We start from the raw sequence: 17,249 nt of genomic DNA on the forward strand, positions 1-17,249 counted from the left end.
ACTGGCATTTTTTCATTTTCATTATGAATTGATCAGTCCCGCCATCCGCAACATTCGAGCAAGCACCGTTGCTGCTTCCGCACGGGTAGACGAGGCTTCAGGAGCAAAGCTGCCATTCCCGCGCCCTTTCATTAAGCCGGATTCTACGGCGATCGCTGCCGCTTCTTCAGCCCAAGCCCCAATTTGGCTGCGATCCTCAAATCCAGCCAGTATGGCGCTCGGATTTCCAGCAGGAGTCTCGGCTCCTGCTAGCTTCAACCCACGAACCAGCAGCACACTCATCTGTTGACGTGTAATTTGCTCATTCGGACGGAACTCCCCGTCGGCAAAGCCTTCAATTAGTCCGTTCTCCACCGCCGTAGCAACCGCACTCGCATACCACGCACCCGAGTTCACATCGGTGAAGGATCTGTTCGGATTCGCCTGCGGTCCAGTCAAACCGAGAGCACGGACGAGCATGGCCGTAAACTCTGCTCTCGTAACGGGTGCATTGGGGCTGAACTCCTTATCCGAGGTGCCTTGAATGATCGTTTTGGAGGCCAACATCGTAACCTCATTAGCCGCCCAGTGTCCGTTCAGATCCGTGAAGGTCTTCCGGTGTACCACCGCCGCGTAAATGCCGCTGGCCTTCAATCGGAATGTGATCTGGGCCTTCCCGCCTTCCTCCCTGATCAGCGCAGGCACAAACGTATAGTTGCCCGCAGAAGGCTGCAGAAGCAGAACGGTGACCGTATCGGCAGAAACGGCCCCTGCCAGCGGTACAGTCGTAAACTTAACTTCGGCTCCCTTAAAGACTGACAGTGTAGTTAAGGTGTCGCCCTGCTCCCAGAAGAAGGACACCTCCAATAACGAACCAAACGGTTCAGCCTGATCCGGCAACAAGCGGTGCAGCTCTTCCTCCTGCGCTTCGGCAGGGATTCCAAGGCGAATCTGCAAGCTGTCTGCAGACCCCCGCTGTTGCAGAGCTTCACCTAAAGCCTGAACCGGCAGCTCTAACTTGCCTAATGGTGACTCCAGCCAGATAACGCCATTAGGCAACTCCTTCACCGCAGCCTCCAATCCCTCGGTTGGCAAGTGCAAGGTGAGGACGTCGGCGGTATCCGTGAAGCGGTATTGCAGCTGCTGCGATTGGACTGGTTTCGCATGAAGGCTCTTAATCTCCTCCAGCATCCTCGACAAATCGGCTTTCGCGTCAACGAGTTGCTGGCCATTCTCCGCCGTAGACTTCACCACGTTCAGCCGCTCCGGCTTCATCGGCGGGGTTGGCGTCGTCCCGCTGCTGCCGCCCGACGATCCCGGCTGCTCAGGATTTGAGCCGCTATCCCCGGTAGATGTGCGAATGATTTGCACGGTCTGGCTGTTCGTTTTGAGATCATCCACAAAGACATCGACTTGGACAAAATTGATACCTGTCGATAACGGAACGTTTGCCGTAAACACTCCGGTCGAGGAAACGGACGCGGACTCCCCGTTTACTTTTACGGAGGGCGTCCCCGGACCAAGCACTTCAACCGTCCCTTCCAGCGAATAATGGCTGTTTCTTGTCTCGCGCAACTCATCGTCTATCAAGCCGCTTAATACTGCGGAACGAACCTGATCCCCCACCTCATAAGCGTTGGCCACAAGCTGCCGATTGGTTCGAACTCCCGACGGATCAATGGTCGAGATAACGAAGCCGCCCGGCGGAATGACGCTGTTATTCTCCTCCGGCGCTCCCCAGCTCCAGTTGATCGCCTGATTGCGGTTGGCTACGCGGGTGACAACGCCCGTGTCATCCACCACCACTTCAACGCCAAAATGATTTGTTCCCGTCGTTGTTCCAAATGCGTCCGTCAGCACATTAATGTTGCCTTCCACTCGGTTCACGTTGTAATAATGGCCTTCCAGGAACGTATCCGGACTGTCAGGCAAGCTCATGCCCAGCTGGTAATCCTTCACCCATTCGCGGTCTTCCAGCGAGGCCTTGGCGATCGCCCAGTTAATTTGGGAAGCGTCGAACAGCATGAGTCCGTTGGTCGTTCTCAAGCCCGCCTGGAATACCTCCCGCTGAACCGCTGGAAGCTGTACATTATTGAGGGCAATCCCCGCATACAGCGGAATCTCGCCATTCGTCACAATGTTCCCCAGCGTAATGTACTTCTGAATCTCCTGACTGGTCGTCTGATAAGCGCCAATCATCAGAAAATCCAGATGTTCGATATACCCGGTATCGTAATACTCCGGTGTATAAATCGACTCCACCGGCAAGCCCAGGGAAGGATGGATGCGGAAATTTTTGCTCGCCCAGTTCACCCCGTTGAGATAATACGTCTCATACCAGGAACCGACGTAAGAAGACACTTTGATCGTTCTTCCCGACTCAGCCTCGTAGGAATCCACCAGCGACTTCACTTCGCCAAAAAAGCTCTGGATCACCCCTGACCGGAACTCCCACCAATCCTGAATGAGCGGGCCATCCACTCGGACGTTATTTTCATAGTAAAAAATGTCATTCGGCCAATCGTTCAGCTGCTTGCCGCGCTGGAGCAAGAATTGCTCGAACTTGACTCTCGTTTCCTCGCTGAAATCTGCACCTTCATTATCGTAACGTCCACGGTCGTGCACGACTCCGTCTACGTCATAATTTTTGAGAATCTCCTCAAACGTCTTCAGCTCGAACTCACGCACCTCATCGTTTGCCGGATTCACGAAGGCGACTAAGCCCTGCTTCGCGCTTTCCCGCAGCCGTTTGATTTCACCGTTGTTCTCCGCATAATGCACGCGCTCTTCCCAATCCAGGTGATCATTCAGCACGGCGTATTCGTTATAAGCGATGGACCCTTCGGCGAATACGTTAACTACCGCATGGATCTCCAACCCCAGGTCATGACCCTGATCGATGAACTCCTGCAGCAGGTCCAGATCGGGGTTGGCTCCAGCTCTCCCGGGTGATTGAAGTTCGCTGACGTAAGGCCGTCCGGTCAAATCATTTTTCTTATACGAGACATAGCCTTCCACGCCCTTTACATCCAAGGCAATGGAGGTGACTCCGGTGTCCTTAGCCTTTTGAAGAAAAGCGCGCACCTGCTCGCTGGTTTGAAACTTTTTCGCGTTGGAGGCTTGATCCACCCATAGAATCACTTCTTTATCAGCAGATAAATCGTCCCGGGCAAATACCGCCAAGTCCCGGCGATCCTGCTCGATCTCATTTTTCAACACCGTGATTTCAATGTAGTTAGTGCCTTTCGTTAAAGGGTAAGCATAGCTAAAAGATCCATCCGCCTCAAAAGGAACGGAAGTCCCATTCACCAGCAGTTGGATGGACGCCGGATCATCGATATTCTCGATCATTCCCGACAGGACCGTATGGTCGGCCGTTACCGTGTACATCCGCTGATTCTCCACCTTAAGTCGGGCGATCGGACCATTCCCGCTCATCAGATCCCGGACAGATACGACTTCCCCATTCTTGCGAAGCTTTATGATGTCTCCCACTTTGAAATTCTCTGCGAGGAATCGCTTGATATAATTGCCCGCGTAACTGTCGTCCTGCGCCATCAGCACATAACCTTCCTCCGGAATATCAAGGAGAGTGGGCCCGGTCCAGACGGGAGGTTGGCCATTAATAGAAGGGTTAATCACCTGCAAGACCTGGTTGTTGGCATCAACCTGCACGGCAACGTTGTACTGTGGAATTTCGATCGATTCACCATAGTCTCTCGTAAACAACGCAACGATATTGGACACGCCAGTCACATCTCGATCCACGTAATCGATCTTGATCCGCGGTCCATCAACGTCGATCGTGATGTCCTTTGGTGCAGCTTCAACTTCGATATAGTCCTGATTGTCCGACGGTTCATACATGATCGTTAACGTCTCCCTTTCCAATTCCTCCCCGGCCTGAAATAAGATGACCGTTACTGCGTTCGCTCCTGTAATTAAATACACATGTTCACGAAAAACCCCATCCGCCGATAAATCAGCCGGATCGCCATTTATCGTAACTGCAAGCTCCAGCTGCTCATCATAATTGGCCACAAACCCGGCAACTTCGATGACCGGAATGTCCACAGTCGTCTGGTCTTCCGTTAACAGCATGAGCTCAGGAAGCACAGGCTCCGGATCGGGATCAGGATCAGGTTCTGGCTCTGGATCGGCGGCTGGGGGAGGCTCTGGAGCAGGCTCCGGGTCCGGATCAGGCGTTGCCGGTATAAAATCTGCCGCTGTCACTTCTTCCCCTGCACGCATCAGCTTCACCGAGTCCCCAACATGAACCTGCTGAAAAAGCGCCGGTCGATAAGCCGACTCGTCCCAAGCGCTCTGCCCTCCCGCCAACACAAGGTATCCTCCTTCTGGAATCGGGAGCATGCGCTCCGCATCCCAAGTTGTGGGAGGATCGTCCACGGGACCAACCACTTCCTGCACGACCCCTTCGGCATCAACGATGAGCGCCACTTGCCCTTCCGCAATCCACACCTCCGTCACAGGCCCATATGTGGCATCGGTTACGGTCGCCCCGCTGGTGAACAAGGCAAGATAATCCGCCTTTCCCTCGAATGAGACAGCCGCAGCGTTAACGTCCGTGAATTCAAGCGCAATGCTCCCTTCGTCTTTCACAAACTGAACCGGTTCGCTTGAAGTCTCTTCCGCCTTCGGAAGTTCCTCCGGATCTGCGGCCGAGGAGGCGATGGGCATCCCCGGCCAAAACAACGCCGCCAGTATGGTGAGACAAATCACTCCGGCCATTCGCCTCTGCAACATACGTTTCATCCAGATGCCTCCTTTTGATGTGAGGATGGCTTATTTCGTAGACTGAAACCATTCGTTCGCCGCAGCTACCATGTCAGCTCCGCCTTCTGCTCTCCATTGCGCCAAGAATTGATCGTATTGTTCAATCGGCTTCGCCCCGGAAATAAACTGTAGCACATTGTCATCCAGCATCGTTGTCAGCTTCAGTAGATTTTTGGACACAGCTTCAATGGGCGGCGCCGTAGACATCGGATCAACAACAACCAGACCTTCTGCATTTTTCTGGAACGCTTCAAAATGCGCCTGAAGCACCGGATCCTTCCGCACGCGGGCTTGCCAATAGATCGGATATTTCTCTTCGTCCACGCCAGTCAGGAAGTTGCTCGCATTGTTTAACTGTTCATTAAAGATCGGGAGAATTGGATAATATTTGTCGTCCTTCACTTCATAGTGAACCCCTTCTTGACCCAGCGCGATGCCTTTGAATGTCTCCGGCTCCAGCTTCGCATTCAGGAATTCCATGGCCGCTTCTTTATTTTTGGAGGATTTCAAAATGCCGATGTACCAGGTCACATTTGCTTTTGCGCCAACGACGGCTTTTCCGTCCGGTCCTTTCAGATAAGGAATGATCGACGTCTTGGCCTCAGGGAAGTTCTTCTGCAACGCCGCGATCGCAGATCCCGCATTCCACCAGGCCAGCTTATACATCGCTGCTTTGCCGCCAGAAAACTTCTCAATCGATTCTTGAGCGGTATTGAGCGGCGTTTCGGTGTCCAGTAATCCTTCTTTATACAGCTTGTTCATGAAGGTAATGTATTCTTTCATCTCCGGCTGCTCCGCCCGGTGAACCAGCTTGCCGTCGACTTCCTTCCAATCGGTAAGCACGCCAAAAGTAGCCGCAATGTCGCCGTAGATGGAGTCCTTGCTCAGCGTCAGCGGGATGACATTTTTCTTCTCCTTGATCGTCTTAAGTACCGTATAGAGTTCATCGCGGTTCGTTGGGATGGACAAGCCCAGCTCATCCAGCCAATCCTGGCGAACGACCAGCTCTTCACCGATGCTCACACCCGCTCCCGTTTCGGGAATCCCGTAGATCTTGCCGTCGATCGTAGCACTGGCGAAGGACTCCGGCTTGATCGACTGCTTAATATAGTTGCCATGGGCCTCCAGCAGTTCATCCATCGGTTCGAGTGCCCCCGCCGAAGCCAGATTGTAGAATTGGGCGGCATTCAGCTTGGCGATGTCGTAATTTTCTTTGCTGGATACCATCAAGTTCAGCTTCTCATCAGCGTTCTCCGCCGGCAGCAATTCATATTCCACATGAAACCCGGTGCGTTCTTCGATGTATTTTGCGACGTATTCGGTCTTCGGATCAAACAGCCCGTATTGCATGATCATCCGCAAATCTGGTTTGTCCGTGCCTCCCCCGCTGTTACTGCCTTCTGTTGTTGATGTGTTGGTGTTTCCTCCCGATGGTTCAGTCGCAGCAGGCTCTGACGTTTCGCCTCCTCCGCCGCCGCAACCGGACAACACTAGGGCAAAGCCAAGGATGGCGGTAAGTACCGCTGACGTTTTTTTCATCTTTAAATTCATATATACCCTCCTTCAAATCGGTTGTTTTTGGGTTTCTACTGGGGTTCTACTGCAAGCGGAGCTCATCACCTCCCTTCAGGTGTTAGCCTTAATCGAGCCATGTTGCTTCAACCTTTCACTGAACCCACCAGCACGCCTTTTACGAAGTATTTTTGCAAGAAAGGATATACGAGCAGAATCGGAATGGTCGCCAGCAAGATGGAGGAAGCTTGGATCGACTGCGGGGTGGTGTTAATCGCTGCATCGATGTTATCCTTCAGGAAATCCCCGCTGGAGGAAACGAGCAGCTCCTTCAAATACAGCTGCATCGGCTTAATGGCCGGGTCACTGATGTAAATCATGGCCGTGAAATAGTCGTTCCAGAACGCTACGGCAAAAAACAAACCAATCGTCGCCAGCACCGGCAGCGACAAGGGGAGCATGACCGACATGAGGATTCGGATATTCCCCGCCCCGTCCAGTTTAGCCGATTCTTCCAATTCTTCCGGGAGGCCTTCAAAGTAGTTTTTTATGATCAGCATGTTGTAGACGTTTACCATCGCCGGGAGGAACAAGACCGGGAAGGAGTTGACCAGGTTCAGGTTCTGCATCAGCAGATAGGTGGGAATTAACCCGCCGCTGAACAACATGGTAAAAACGAAAATCAACAAGATCCCTTTTCGTCCACGCAGCCGTACTTTAGACAAGGGATAAGCCGTGAGCGTCGTCAGAAACAAACTGCATGCCGTTCCGATCACCGTCAGGGCGATGGATACCTTCAGCGAATTGAGGAACATGGAGTCTTGAAGCACATAGTGATATGTCTCAAATTGCAGTCCTACCGGAAGCAACCCCACCCTTCCTGAGATTACGGCGCTTTCGCTGCTCAAGGACTTGGCAAGCAAATTGACGAACGGAAGCAATGTTGTCAGCCCTAGCAGAATAAAGAAGACGTAATTGAAAACGGTAAAGCATTTTTCGGAAAACGAGGTTTTGATCACTCCGCGCGGCTGCAATCCTTCCAAGGCTTGTTTATGATCCATGTATGAGCTCCCCCTTTCCTACCAAATCCCGCGCTGTAAATATTTGCGGCTGGCTGCGTTCCCTGCAATGACCAAGGTGAAGGAGATTACGGCCTCAAACAGTCCCACCGCTGTGGAAAAGCTGTAATCCTGGCTGCCCAACCCGCGGCGGTACACATACGTGCCGATGACGTCTGACACCTGATAGACGACGGGATTGTACATCACCAAGATCTGTTCCGTTCCGGCTTCCAGCACGCTGCCGAGCCGCAGGATAAACATCAGGATGATGACCGGCGCGATCCCCGGCAAAGTAATATGCCACAGCTGCTTCCATCTCCCGGCTCCATCCATCCTTGCCGCTTCATAGAGCATGGGATCGATGGTGGTGAACGCCGCCAGGTAGACGATCGTACTCCAGCCGGTTTCCTTCCAGCCCGCCGAAGTGATCAGGACGCTGCGAAACACGCTGTTGTCCAGAAAGAACGCGATCGGCTCCATCCCCATCGCGGTGAGCGCTTTGTTAACGATCCCGCCGTTTGTTGATAGTAAATCCATAAACAATCCGCCAACGATAACCCAAGACAGGAAATGAGGCAGATAGATCACGGTTTGCACCGTCCGTTTGAAGATCATATTCCGCATCTCATTGAGCATCAGCGCAACCACGATCGGTAACGGAAACAAAATAACGATCTTCAGAAAACTGATGATGACCGTATTTCTAAACACTTGGGCAAAGTCCGGCGACATAAACAGCCGCTCGAAATGCTTCCACCCCACCCATGGGCTGTCCGCAAATCCGGTGAAAATATTAAAATCCTTGAAGGCAATCGTAATTCCGTACATCGGTGTATACTTGAACAGCAAGATGAATAAAATGCCCGGCACGAGCATGAGATAGAGATCCCATTCCTTCCGGATGTCGAATCCCAGCCGCCTCCAATAGCTTCGTTTCACTTGAGGTGTTTTTTGGGATTGAGCTGATTCTGCCACGGTTCTGGTCTTTAATTGCATCCGCTTGCCCCCTTTCGCACTTCATAGTCCCATCGTTCATCTGTGACCATCTTGTGAACATATTGTAAAATCGGACCGCCTAGCTGAGTAGGAGAGACCAATTACTATTTGTGGTAAAATGATGGCTTCTCGGTTTTGACGGGCACAAAAAAAGAAGCCTTGCGGCTTCAATGATGGGTGTGGCTATGGTTATTTCACGGCTTGACCTAGGTTGTGCACAATGGCTTCGTATAGAAAATTGGCGAAATCTACATGACCATATTGGGCAAAATAGTTTGAACGATATCATGAACCGTTAATTATGGTTTCTTCGTCCCAAAAACCTTTGACTTCCTCCAGTATGTGATCCGCAGGCGTGATCGTTGCCTCGAAGATCGTTTTGCCTGTTTGTATTAAGTAATACTGGATTAAATGATATCCGCAAGCGTAACCAGCGCAGTACGGCATATTGGCAGGTTGATAATTTTGCACCTTAGCGATTTCATCTCCATATAGATACGGCGTAATTTGATCGAATCCGGTAACCTGCAGCCGTTCTCTAAGTACCGGCTTGATGCGTTGATTTAGGGTTTCGGCGTCTGTTTTGGCTACCCAAGGTCCCAACCATTCTTCTCCTAATCGATACGTCGCAAAACTCTCAGCTAATCCCTCGCTTACAATAAGCTCGCCTAAATGAACATTGGGATTCCAACGAATAAATTGATATCTTACGTTATGGTTGCATTCATGCGTCAGCGCCACCTTCATCCGAGGAACCGTGTACGCATTGGGCAGAAGCGTCCCCCAGATATAACCGGGAATGCCTCCAAATCCGCTGTATCCTTCGTTGATGACGAGGGAACGATTTTCCGGTTTTCCTAACTGGATTGTGAAGATGTAGTCGGATACAGGGAGGTGAATTCCATGCTCCACAAAAAGACATAAGCTTTCTCTGATAGCCTCCTCACATTCAGACCAGAAGGAATCCGACGAGATCCACTCGATCTCTGGAGAAATCTCCGGGGTAATCTCATCGGGGGATCGGTGCATCATACTGTTAAACGTCACCACATCAAAACCATTCGGCTCTTCCGCTCGAAATGGAATTTGCTGTATTTTCCATTGTCCCATAAAGGGACCCATCATTTCATTGCGGAACAATTCAAGCTTGTCCTCGGGCGCAGCTTCAGCGACTTTGCGATAAATATGATCGGAACGCAGCGTTGTAATGTTCATCATTCTCACTCCTAGTTCATTTACTTAGGGAGAATTATGAGCTATGACGTTACGTCATAGTCAAGGCTGGTTTTCCGCCGTTCTATCAGGGGCTTATGTTCGGGGTTTGTGTCAGGTGTTTCTGTCAAATGTTTGGTTCCGGCGTGTTGGCATACCCCCATGCGTGCTGATTGTGATTTCGCTAACGCTTGCCACAGCACCGCCAGGTAAGTTCGCCCCGTGCTCCGTACTCATCACTCGCTAACGCTTACCACGGCGCTTATTTCGCGAAAATGGAGGGATTTTCGATTCTAACGCTTACCAGAGAGCTTATTTACGGAAAATCGGCCCATTTCCCGCCGGGAATTGGGAAATAAGCTTCCTTATCAGCGTTAGATTGCAAACCACGCCGGAATTCCCCAAATAACGTTGCTCACAAGCGTTAGAGAAACTGCGGGTGCAGGCCAGACTTGCAGCTGCCACGGTAGGCTCGATCTGTACTAATTTCCGGCCGTAGATCCGAAGCATCCCTCTGTTCAGTATACTCGCTCCGTCCTCTTTTCTGCCCCAGATGCGACACAGTCAACTGCTAGGCAGGTCTTTCTCCGTGCACATTTCTCTCTAACGCTTGCCACGGCGCTTATTTCGCGAAAATCGGAGGGGTTTCAATTCTAACGCTTACCAGATAGCTTATTTACGGTAAAACAGCCCATTTCACGCCCAAAACCGAGAAATAAGCTTCCTAATCAGCGTTAGATTTCAAACGACACCGGAATTCCCCAAATAGCGTTGCTCACAAGCGTTAGAGAAACTACGGGTGCAGGCCAGACTTGCAGCTGCCACGGTAGGCTCGATCTGTGTCATCTCCGGCAGCACTAGTTGAGTCGGGCCAAACCGAAGCTAAGCCTGGACCTAAACTAAACCTACACCTACACCTACACCTGTACCTACACTTACACCTACATCTATACCTGCACCTATACCTGCACCTATACCTACATTTATACCTGCACCACTGCCTATACCTTAACTACCCCTTACACTCCCCGGGATTCACTCCCCAGTACTTGCGGAACACCTTGGTGAAGTAGCTGACATCCCGGTAACCTACCGAACGCGCAGCATCGTAGACCTTGTGCCCTTCCTGTAGCAACGCTTTGGCCCGCTCCATCTTGCGTTCAAGGACGTAATCCGAAAAGGCCACGCCCATCTCCTGCTTAAACAGTCGGCTGAGGTAAGAGGAGTTGATATACATGCGATCTGCCACCATGTGCAGCGTCAGTTCTTGATCCATTTCCTCGTTCACCAGACGAAGGACCTCTTTCACGACCTGGTGGCTGCTCGCTTTTCGCTGCTCCTTCACATAGGCGACGATACGTTGCACGCTTCTCGTCAGCAGCGCCCAAGTTTGCGTTTGAGTGCTTAGCAGACTTACGTTCTGGATATACTGCGCTTCGTCGCCGAGCACTTGCTTGGTCGTCCATCCCCGCTTTTGAATCATTCGAACAAATAAGCCAAGCACAAAAAGCACCGCTTCATGAAAATCGTCCGAGGATTCCATTCTCGCAACCAACGTATCCCATATTCCCTGCAAAGCCGCCATTGCCTTGGCCTCATCAGCGGTCTCCATCCCGATCTCGAGCTCCTTCTCCAGATGCGGTTCGATGGCAAAAGGCCGCATGATCTCCCCGTCAGTTTCTCGGTACGGAATGACTAAGTCATGTCCGTACACGACTCGCTCCTGGAGCGCGTGACAAGCCTGTCGGTACAAGGCAGACAATTGCTCTAACGGCCCCACCCCCGCACAAAGTCCAGCACTGGCGGTCCGCTGCAGCACTTCTTTGGTTCGGGAGAGCAACTGGGACAAATCCGCATTCATCCGCAGCAACGCCTCGCTCGCATCATCCTCCTGGCCAATCACATAAACCATCATCAGATTCATGTCCGAGTTGGCGGCAATCCACCAATTGGGTGGAGTTAACAGCTCTTTGGCGAGTAGCTGGAGCGTAAACTTCTGCATCTCCGTCGTTTCCCCCACCTCCGGGATAGGGTCCAGTTCCACCGCCGCAACCGCGATCCGATCCTCCCGGTGAAACGAAATGTGTAGTTCATGGCTTTTCGCCAGAATTTCCTCCCGTCCCATCTTGCCGGCCGCCCACTGAAGGAAGAACAGGTTTTGCAAATGCGGCAGGTTGGACAACCACTGCTTCTCTAAAGCAGTCTGCCGTCGCCATTCCTCAAGATCCTGCTGCAGCTGGCGCCGGGCATCCAAGACCGCTTCCAAGATCTCCGGCTCGCCCGCCGGCTTCAGTAAATATCGCGAAACCCCATGCTTAAGCGCAATCTGGGCAAATTCAAAGTTGTCGTGTCCGCTTAAAATAATGATTTTCATCAACCGGTTAAGCAAGCCCCGCCCTTTAAGCTCCCGCAATAGCTCCAATCCGTCCATGCCCGGCATTTGCACATCGATCAGCATAAGATCCGGCTTCTTGCGTTCCATAAGTCTGAGAGCGTCCAGACCGTTTGCTGCAGTACCAATCATGTCGATGCCGTGCGACTCCCACATGATGTTATAGGCTAGCGCTTGCCGCAGCCGGGGCTCGTCCTCCACGATCATCAGATTCATCCTGATCCTCCTTTAATGGAATCGATAACGTCACGGTCGTTCCTTCCCCCGGAGCGCTTTGTACGATAAGCCGTGCCTCCGGTCCATAATACAGCTTCATCCGGCTCAGCACATTCCGCAGGCCAAAGAGATCCTTCACCTGCTCCTCATCCTGCGAATAGGCCACAATCTTGCGGAGATCCATCCGGTCAAGCTCCTGTTGAATGTAACGAAGCCGCTCTTCCTCAATCCCCGGCCCATTATCCTCCACGCGGATGTGGAGTGTATGCTCCTGCTCCACCCAACTGGAGATGACCAAATAACCGTCCGCTTCTTTTCCCTCCATGCCATGGATGATGGCATTTTCCACGATCGGCTGCAGCAGCAACTTGAGCAACGGAATCCGCTTGCTTTGCTCCGAGATCCGATATTCCACTTGGAAATTGTCCATAAAACGAAGCTGCTGAATCCGCAGATAGTAATTCAAATGAGCGATACTCTCTTCGACCGTAAACTCCTGCCGACCTTTGTTCAGGCTCAATCGGAAAAAGCTGGAGAGATTCATCACCATTTCGCTGATTTCCTCTGCATCGTAATTCTTCGCCATCCAGTAAATCGAATCGAGCGTGTTATATAAAAAATGCGGGTTGATTTGCGATTGCAGAAACCGAAGTTCGGTTGTCTTCAGTCGCAGTTGCTGCTCATAATGGTCCTCGATCAAATGCTTCTGCACCAGCGCCATGCGATTGAAGGATTGAATGAGAAACCCAAATTCATCCTTCCGATTTGTGCTGACATGTGCGTTAAGCTCACCGTTACTCAAGCGCCTCATCCCCTTAGCCAATTTCAATACCGGGGAGGCAATTCCGCTGTAAACCACCCAAGATACGATAAGAGCCAAAATTAAACTCAACCCAATAATTGAAAAAGTAAACAGTCGCAGTTGATCCGTCTCCCGGTACAGCTCGCTTTTGGGCTGGACCAGCGTCAATTGCCAAGGTGAATAGGAAGAATCGATCGTAACGGTCATATCCTGATCCGGCAGATGCAAGGCCGAAGGCTTGCCCGCCTCCAGCAGTACTTCCCCCTTTTCATTTGACAGGACGATTCGGCTGTTCTCGGAAGGCAGCAGCGTTTTAATGATATTAAGTAATTTATTCTTGCTGAACGAGACGACCAGTAAATTGGCTTGCCGATTGCTGTTATACAAATCCATCGCCCGCAGCAGCGAAATGCTGTCGGAGTTCGTTAATTGCCCAAAGGTCACTTCATCCGTCACAGCATAATCAGCCTTAACATAAGAAATCCCTGTTCCATTACGGCGGGCGGTTTCCACAAACCACTCTTTTTGCGCGTCTCCTGCCAGTTGCTTGCCGCCGTAATGGGTGGAGATCAGCATGCCCGAGGCGGGATGGTAGACGGAAATTTGGGAGATATACCGGTTCACCGAGACCGAATTCGACAACTGCTCCAAAATCGAAGAGAACGCCAAGATGGATTGCGGCGAGAAGTCGCTGCCGCTTTCGTTCAACAACGCATTCATCGCGGGATCGCCAGCGATCAGCGTTGAAATCTCCTCGACGTTCTGAAACACCAGATCAAAATGATTCATCGCCGAGGAGAGAGCCGTTTCGGTCCGCTGGACCGCCTGCTTGTAGAGAATATCCCGTGATCGCTCCACCGCAAACAAACTGATCAAGACCAGCGGGAGCAAAATGAGGATAAAATATCCGGTCAGCCTGAATTGAATATGGTGTGAAAACCGGTTCATGATCCATCGAATCACCGTTCTCCCCCTTCCAAGTCCAGAGAATTGCCCATTCTTCTGCTCTCGCTCTCGTACCAACGATTCACTTCTTTCGTAATTTCACTTCCTCCTGCCGCCTTCCACTGCTCAACATACCGGTCGAACGCATCCAGTGGCTCGATACCCATAATAATTTTGACAAAAACGTCCTCTAAGCGATCCAGATTTTCGTTGTATTTTCCCATGGCAGGGGTCGGTATTCCGTAAAATGCATTTGGCATAATATTGCGGTGAATGGTCTGGATATTGTTGTACAAGTTGAAATCCCCCAGAGAATCCAGCCGCAGCTTAAACAACGTCTCATCAGGAACGTCCACCAAGGATTGATAGATCCCCCGGTACAGACTCTCGTCATGCAGTGCGAAGTCTGTAACGATCCGATCTCCGTCCTGGCGCCAAATTTCATTCTCAAAGCCAAGCTTTAGCGTTTTATAATCGCTGGCGATAAAGTCCAGCAGTTGAATAACCTCAGCCGCATGCGTGGAACTAGCTGGGATTACGTTGTATCCGCGAATAACATCGATCCCATATACCCCTTTGTCCCCCTTTGGTCCTGTCGGATATTCCAGGGGAATCCATCGAGCGTTCGGGTCCTGCTTCATATTGGCCGCTATCGGGCCGCGCGTATCGTACCAGGTTGCGGAGAAAAGCCCCACTTTTCCGTACTCGATCTTCTCGGACAAGTTCGTCTGAAGGTTTAACGGAAACTCCCGTTCCAGTAATCCTTCCTGATACAATTGGGCCAGGAAGCCCAGTGCTTCCTTTGTTTCCGGCAGGATATTGCCATACACCAATTTCCCGTCCCGCTCAAACCAGGTATCCAGCTGCGTTCCGAAGGCGCCAAAAAACGGCGAGGACCGTCCAAGGTTGGCCGTGAACGTCAAGCCTACGGTGTCCTGCAGGCCGTTGCCATCCGGGTCGTCTTGGGCAAAGGCACGAATGACCTCGTAATACTCATCAAGCGTTTCCGGCGGATCCAGGCCCAGCCGGTCCAACCAATCTTTTCGCGCATACATCAACTCGATGCCCGTCACTTCGTTTAAACTGGGAACAGCATAAATTTTGCCGCCGTATTTCACACGGTCCCAAACTTCAGGAGGGATTTTTGCTTTCAGGTGGGGGCCGTACTGATCGATCAGATCGTCCAACGGAAGGAGCGCCCCTTGCTTGACATAATTGTCGAACCATACGGGTTCATAGGCATGCAGCATGTCGGGGAGATTCCCCGAGGACATGATGACATCCAATTTCTCATCATAGACTTCGGTGGGGGGCGTATTGACCTGGATGTCCAAGCCGGTTTGCTCTTCGATATAGCTCAAATAGCGGTTATCGTTCTCGTCCATGCCTTCGGGGAAGGTCATACCGAGGTTGGAAATGACGATTTGAATTTCAGGACGAATCCGCCCATCGCCAGACGGGGAGGGACTTTTGGAAGGATTGAAGCTGCACCCCGTGACACTGATGGACAGCATGAGGGATAAAGGAAGCAAGCAAGCGGCCCAATGGAAGGGACGGATTCGTAATCTTGTTGTTTTCGGTTCCCGTTTACAGCGTGTATTGGCCTGATTCATCGACATGTCACTACCACTCCCTTCATCTGGTTCGTGAACGCATGACTTGATCAATACAATCGGTTCTTATAGCTGTCCTGCAACGATTGCTGAATTTCCTGCTCTGTTTTGCCCAGCTTCTTCGTATGCTCCGCCAGAATTGCCGCCGGGTTTGGCAAAGCTTCCTTTTAGGTTCATCGATGCGCTGGACCGCTTTGTGGTTTACCACTTCACTGGGGTACCCGCATAGCACATGGATTTCCTGTTTAGAGCGGACGGTATCTTGAAATATCATTGGATTCATAGGTGTCCTCCCTGTTCTGTAATCCCTGGGCTTGTTTTCTCTTAACGAAATTATACACACCGGGATGCGGAGAAATTGTCGAAAGTTGAAAATTAAAATTTTTGGAGGTAAATCATTTTAGTTCATGTTAGATTCGGGAGGAAGTGATAATTCCTAAATTTTTAAGGAGGGAAATACCTTGGAATTCAAAGTCGAAAAGCTACCCCGGTATCGCTTCGCTTATGTACGTCAGGTGGGTCCGTATGGTCCCGGTAACATTCAAGCGATGGAGAGAATGAAACGTTGGGGTGCGGAGAGGAACTTGCTCAATCATTCTGCCATCCTGCTTGGTATCCCTTGGGATAACCCGGAGACCACGCCACCGAAGAACTGCCGTTATGATGCTTGTCTTGTCATTTCGCAGGATGAACCTCTAGATGATGATACTGTCCACATCGGCGAGATTTCCGGAGGAGACTACTTGGTGTGTACGATTAAGCACACGGCTCAGGCCATGCAGCAAGCATGGGCCGAGCTGATGCCCACGCTTCAAGCCAAGGGCTATCAAATCGACGATCGGCCGATTTTGGAGAGATACACTGGGGAAATGCTGCTGAAGGAGTTTTGTGAAATTTGCGTGCCGATTACAAGTTTGAATTAAGGTAGATCCAAACTCAACCCGATCATGAATGTTGGTCGGGTTGAGGAAATAATCCCCTGCCAATGAGATTGGCTGATCGGCTTCTTTCCCATTTTCGCGTGCCCAAACGGATAATTAACCGATATGGTGAATCTCATGGGCGATCACATGCCGCATGACTTCGCCGTATGTATGGGCCTCTCGTTCCCCATCATCCGTGATGTCGATCATCACGCGGTCTTCCAGCTGCTCGTTCCATTCATATGCAAATGGGGAAACCTACCTCCACTTGATCCGCTTGGCTCCTGGCAAATTTACATTAAAAAATCATCTTTGTATTCATCTACTGGATCCCATATGGACCAAGCCCCTTCTAGAAGATTCCCCTCATTGTCTCGAAAATAAAAATACTTGGCTTCACCATTTCCCAGCGTCATCAAATCTCCTACATCCACTCCCTTGCTTCGCAGATTCTCATGGGTATATTCGATATCGGGACAATAGATCGACATGATAGGAAATGGTTTCCCGTTCCGAAGAATTTCAAGGCGGTTTGGATTCTCCGTCTCGATCAACAGTAATGCAATCGAATGTTTATGCGGATGATGCAACACGGCTAAGAGAGATCCGCGATCCTCGAATTTGTTCATCAATCTAAAGTCCAGATGATCTTTGTACCACTGAATGGATTCATCGATATGTGATGTTGGTACGTACACATTGCCAATACGAGAAAATTTAAAGTTATGACTCATTCATAACACTCTCCTAAAAAAATGATCTTCCTTATATTTCTACGAAAAATGTAACCTTCCCTTCTATATC

General features: G+C 50.9%; 11 protein-coding genes. 1 reads left to right on the forward strand and 10 read right to left on the reverse strand.

Annotated elements, in window-relative coordinates; genetic code table 11:
- Positions 1-21: 21 nt before the first annotated feature.
- The 8 genes from M891_RS0103655 to M891_RS0103690 form a co-directional block, all read right to left on the reverse strand.
- Positions 22-4,752, reverse strand: a complete 4,731-nt coding sequence (locus M891_RS0103655) for an S-layer homology domain-containing protein (RefSeq protein WP_028537871.1) — start codon at positions 4,750-4,752, stop codon at positions 22-24.
- A 30-nt stretch (positions 4,753-4,782) separates the two neighbouring features.
- A complete protein-coding gene (locus M891_RS0103660; RefSeq protein WP_036699297.1) occupies positions 4,783-6,324 on the reverse strand; it encodes an extracellular solute-binding protein in 1,542 nt (513 codons plus the stop codon).
- A 107-nt stretch (positions 6,325-6,431) separates the two neighbouring features.
- Positions 6,432-7,346: a carbohydrate ABC transporter permease gene (locus M891_RS0103665; RefSeq protein WP_009222871.1), complete on the reverse strand. Its 915-nt coding sequence runs from the start codon at positions 7,344-7,346 to the stop codon at positions 6,432-6,434.
- A gap of 18 nt (positions 7,347-7,364) precedes the next feature.
- Positions 7,365-8,342 (reverse strand): ABC transporter permease, encoded by a 978-nt coding sequence (locus M891_RS0103670; protein ID WP_051416822.1) that lies wholly within the window; start codon positions 8,340-8,342, stop codon positions 7,365-7,367.
- Positions 8,343-8,627: 285 nt separating this feature from the next.
- On the reverse strand, positions 8,628-9,557 hold the full coding sequence (locus tag M891_RS0103675) for a DUF2268 domain-containing protein (protein ID WP_028537874.1): 930 nt from the start codon (positions 9,555-9,557) through the stop codon (positions 8,628-8,630).
- Between the two features lie 1,009 nt (positions 9,558-10,566).
- Positions 10,567-12,162 (reverse strand): response regulator, encoded by a 1,596-nt coding sequence (locus tag M891_RS0103680; RefSeq protein ID WP_028537875.1) that lies wholly within the window; start codon positions 12,160-12,162, stop codon positions 10,567-10,569.
- Positions 12,107-13,912, reverse strand: coding sequence for a sensor histidine kinase (locus M891_RS0103685; protein ID WP_036699320.1), 1,806 nt, complete (start codon positions 13,910-13,912; stop codon positions 12,107-12,109). The genes M891_RS0103680 and M891_RS0103685 overlap by 56 nt, the downstream gene beginning before the upstream one ends.
- Before the next feature lie 11 nt (positions 13,913-13,923).
- Positions 13,924-15,528, reverse strand: coding sequence for an extracellular solute-binding protein (locus tag M891_RS0103690; protein ID WP_028537877.1), 1,605 nt, complete (start codon positions 15,526-15,528; stop codon positions 13,924-13,926).
- A 455-nt stretch (positions 15,529-15,983) separates the two neighbouring features.
- On the opposite strand from M891_RS0103690, the gene M891_RS0103700 reads away from it, so the two are divergent.
- Positions 15,984-16,445: an AraC family transcriptional regulator gene (locus M891_RS0103700; RefSeq protein WP_009222864.1), complete on the forward strand. Its 462-nt coding sequence runs from the start codon at positions 15,984-15,986 to the stop codon at positions 16,443-16,445.
- A gap of 114 nt (positions 16,446-16,559) precedes the next feature.
- On the opposite strand, the gene M891_RS25710 is transcribed toward M891_RS0103700, so the two are convergent.
- Both M891_RS25710 and M891_RS0103710 read right to left on the reverse strand, forming a co-directional pair.
- Complete coding sequence (locus tag M891_RS25710; RefSeq protein ID WP_232228280.1) at positions 16,560-16,655, reverse strand: hypothetical protein; 96 nt, start codon at positions 16,653-16,655, stop codon at positions 16,560-16,562.
- Positions 16,656-16,738: 83 nt separating this feature from the next.
- Positions 16,739-17,179, reverse strand: coding sequence for a VOC family protein (locus tag M891_RS0103710; RefSeq protein ID WP_009222862.1), 441 nt, complete (start codon positions 17,177-17,179; stop codon positions 16,739-16,741).
- Positions 17,180-17,249: the final 70 nt, after the last annotated feature.

Origin of the sequence: Paenibacillus sp. J14, from assembly GCF_000518465.1 — a bacterium.
In the GTDB taxonomy this organism is placed as follows: Bacteria; Bacillota; Bacilli; order Paenibacillales; family Paenibacillaceae; genus Fontibacillus; species Fontibacillus barengoltzii.

Bases quoted from the DNA above. Each gene is read 5' to 3' on its own strand.
- M891_RS0103675 (WP_028537874.1), bottom strand. From the start codon at position 9,557: ATGAACATTACAACGCTGCGTTCCGATCATATTTATCGCAAAGTCGCT.
- M891_RS0103660 (WP_036699297.1), bottom strand. From the start codon at position 6,324: ATGAATTTAAAGATGAAAAAAACGTCAGCGGTACTTACCGCCATCCTT.
- M891_RS25710 (WP_232228280.1), bottom strand. From the start codon at position 16,655: ATGATCGACATCACGGATGATGGGGAACGAGAGGCCCATACATACGGC.
- M891_RS0103670 (WP_051416822.1), bottom strand. From the start codon at position 8,342: ATGCAATTAAAGACCAGAACCGTGGCAGAATCAGCTCAATCCCAAAAA.
- M891_RS0103655 (WP_028537871.1), bottom strand. From the start codon at position 4,752: ATGAAACGTATGTTGCAGAGGCGAATGGCCGGAGTGATTTGTCTCACC.
- M891_RS0103680 (WP_028537875.1), bottom strand. From the start codon at position 12,162: ATGAATCTGATGATCGTGGAGGACGAGCCCCGGCTGCGGCAAGCGCTA.
- M891_RS0103710 (WP_009222862.1), bottom strand. From the start codon at position 17,179: ATGAGTCATAACTTTAAATTTTCTCGTATTGGCAATGTGTACGTACCA.
- M891_RS0103665 (WP_009222871.1), bottom strand. From the start codon at position 7,346: ATGGATCATAAACAAGCCTTGGAAGGATTGCAGCCGCGCGGAGTGATC.
- M891_RS0103685 (WP_036699320.1), bottom strand. From the start codon at position 13,912: ATGAACCGGTTTTCACACCATATTCAATTCAGGCTGACCGGATATTTT.
- M891_RS0103690 (WP_028537877.1), bottom strand. From the start codon at position 15,528: ATGTCGATGAATCAGGCCAATACACGCTGTAAACGGGAACCGAAAACA.